The sequence below is a fragment of the Psychrobacillus sp. genome (genome assembly GCF_056205495.1).
Map to the genome: position 1 here is coordinate 1 of NZ_JBAEAP010000316.1, position 2,554 is coordinate 2,554.

General features: G+C 37.8%; 4 protein-coding genes. 3 read left to right on the top strand and 1 reads right to left on the bottom strand.

The window, feature by feature from the left end:
• From AC06OU_RS09330 to AC06OU_RS09340, 3 genes are all read left to right on the top strand, one after another.
• Window positions 1-292 (top strand): hypothetical protein (locus AC06OU_RS09330; protein WP_475855388.1); only part of this gene is annotated, 292 nt, incomplete at its 5' end.
• A complete protein-coding gene (locus AC06OU_RS09335) occupies window positions 289-558 on the top strand; it encodes a phage holin (RefSeq protein ID WP_251556000.1) in 270 nt (89 codons plus the stop codon). The genes AC06OU_RS09330 and AC06OU_RS09335, both read left to right, overlap by 4 nt.
• A gap of 114 nt (window positions 559-672) precedes the next feature.
• Entirely contained in the window at window positions 673-1,362 is a 690-nt protein-coding gene (locus tag AC06OU_RS09340) for an N-acetylmuramoyl-L-alanine amidase family protein (protein WP_169360795.1), read from the top strand.
• Window positions 1,363-1,419: 57 nt separating this feature from the next.
• Here the strand turns inward: AC06OU_RS09340 and AC06OU_RS09345 are convergent, their stop codons facing one another.
• Window positions 1,420-2,103, bottom strand: coding sequence for a hypothetical protein (locus AC06OU_RS09345; protein ID WP_475855389.1), 684 nt, complete (start codon window positions 2,101-2,103; stop codon window positions 1,420-1,422).
• Between the last annotated feature and the right edge of the window lie 451 nt (window positions 2,104-2,554).

The following is a 2,554-nucleotide window of genomic DNA, read 5'->3' on the forward strand; positions in this document are numbered from 1 at the left end:
GGAGTTATTTATCGGTATGGGATGTACAGTATTAGGTTTTTTTGTAGGATTGCTCACTTATAGCCGTAACAGAGACAAGGATGTGAAGGCGGAGGCTGCTAGAACTGCGGTAATTGAAACAAAGCTCGATACGATCAGCAGAGGAGTGGAGGTAATTCAAAGAGAAATAAAGGCGCTGGAAAAGCAACGGGAGATTTTATCGGAAAGATTAACTCGAATGGAGGAAGGTACTAAACTAGCGAACAAACGGATTGAAGAATTGTCACTCATACAGGAGGTGGCAAATGTATGAACATTAACTGGAAGGTTCGTTTGCAAAATAAGATTTGGGTCATGGGCTTCCTATCCCAATTGTTTATTTTAACAGAGCTCTTACTTATTGCTTTCAAACACCTAAAGATTACAGAATATACTTTATCTCATGAACTAGAGACGTGGGTGCTAGCGGTTGTAAATGTAGTGTTTGGTCTGTTTTCTATGATTGGGTTGGTACAAGATCCTACGACACAGCATTTATCTGATAGCAAAAGAGCATTAACTTATAGAAAACCAAATTGAGCTGCCCTCTATGGGTGGCTCTTTCTATTGAAAGGGGTGATTCCATTGGTGTAGTAAAAGGTAAGAAAAAATGTGTTTAATAAAAAACAAAAAAATTAGAAGAGGTGATTGATTATGGTAAAAATTTTTATTGATCCAGGTCATGGAGGAACAGATCCAGGAGCAGTGGGGAATGGCTTACAGGAGAAAAATTTAACGTTGCAAATTGCGACACGTGTAAAAAATATCCTTTTGGCAGAATACAACAATGTAAGTATTTTGATGAGTCGGACGGGAGACTCATTTTTGTCTTTACAGGAGCGCACGAACCAAGCAAATGCTTGGGGAGCGGATTATTTCGTTTCAATTCATATTAATGCTGGAGGTGGGACAGGCTATGAGGATTATATATATCCAGGTAGCGGCTCTCCTACTACTACGTATCAAACGAATATTCACTCTGAAATATTGAAGCTTGTCAATTTTTCGGATAGAGGAAAGAAAACAGCTAATTTCCATGTCCTACGTGAATCGAATATGCCTTCGATTCTTACAGAAAACGGATTTATTGATAATGCCAACGATGCAGCTAAGCTCAAGACTTCCTCTTTCATTGAATCTCTTGCTAGAGGGCATGTAAATGGTATCGTAAAGTCCTTTGGGCTTCCTAAAAAGGCTACAGCTGTTTATCACACGGTTGTAAGCGGGGACACTGTCTACGGACTCAGCCAGAGATACGGTAGTACAGTTCTGCAGATAAAAGATTGGAATGGTCTAGATTCCAATTATACAATTTATGTTGGTCAAGTTTTAAGAGTAAAATAAGAATGATTCCTCAAAAAGAAAAAGCGTTGAGTTTATTTACTCGACGCTTTTCTTCCTCTATTTTGTATTAATGGTTACACCTTGCAGTTTCAAATACTGTCCATCTGAAACAGTTAAATAAGTATCGGCTTGTACATTTTCATTTGTTACGATATCTTCCAACTGATGAGAGCTGCTCTTAGATACTTCGTAATAACCCAATTCAGAATCTGTACCTAATGTAATCTTATATTCCCCTGCAGGAAGATCTTTACCAATCTTATACATACCGTCTTCATAGACACCATTTTCCGGAATAATAGAAGGTGCTTGCTCAACCGGATACATTTCTCCATCCTGGAATTTAAAATATTCTCCATCATTAAGCGTCACATAGGAGTTGGCGCCCTTACTTAAGTTATCGTTGAAAATAATACTTTCAAGAGCTCCAGAGCTGTCTTTAGAGCTTTCAATATAAGTGTAGCCCTTTGCAAACACTATATATTCTCCCGCTGGAATATCAGTCCCGACCTTGTATGTTCCCGATTTAATCTTCCCGTCATCCTTCTTTTTGGGTTCCTCCTTATCCTCTGTAGATTTGTCTGCGGTATTGGATTCATCCGTTTTGTTTGTAGTTTGATCGGTTGCTGTATTATTTGTAGCATCTTCATCCCCGCCACCGGAAGACAATGCAATAATTATAATAATGACAATTACCCAGAACCACCATTTTTTATAAAACGGCTTTTTTGACTTTCCCATATATTTCTCCACCAATCATAAGAAAAGATTTGTTTAAACATTAAGAGGTTGCCCAATAATGTTATTTTTTATGAGTTATGGAAGATGTTTTTTATTAAAAAGGAAAGCTTTGTTAAATTTATTGGTTGTAAAAATTATAAAAAGGACATTCAAATTACTATTAAAATCATAAATAGATGACAAAATTGGGTTGGTGACAGTGTTTCAGCTTCGCTTAATTGATTAGCGCTTTATCGATGCTAAATATGTTTCCATTTATTGATTGAAGCCCAGACGGCGGCTCCTACGGGATCGAAATTATGCGCGCAAGCGACGGGTGATGGCTTATCGCTCCCCCATAGGAAAGCATCGGCCGGCTGGGGCGGAAATCAATTCTACTCTCTGCTTTAAGATTTCTTTGCATCATAAATCACCCTAACCTTTAACATAGCCATTTATCTTAAAAAAAGAA

Bases quoted from the DNA above. Each gene is read 5' to 3' on its own strand.
- AC06OU_RS09335 (WP_251556000.1), top strand. From the start codon at position 289: ATGAACATTAACTGGAAGGTTCGTTTGCAAAATAAGATTTGGGTCATG.
- AC06OU_RS09340 (WP_169360795.1), top strand. From the start codon at position 673: ATGGTAAAAATTTTTATTGATCCAGGTCATGGAGGAACAGATCCAGGA.
- AC06OU_RS09345 (WP_475855389.1), bottom strand. From the start codon at position 2,103: ATGGGAAAGTCAAAAAAGCCGTTTTATAAAAAATGGTGGTTCTGGGTA.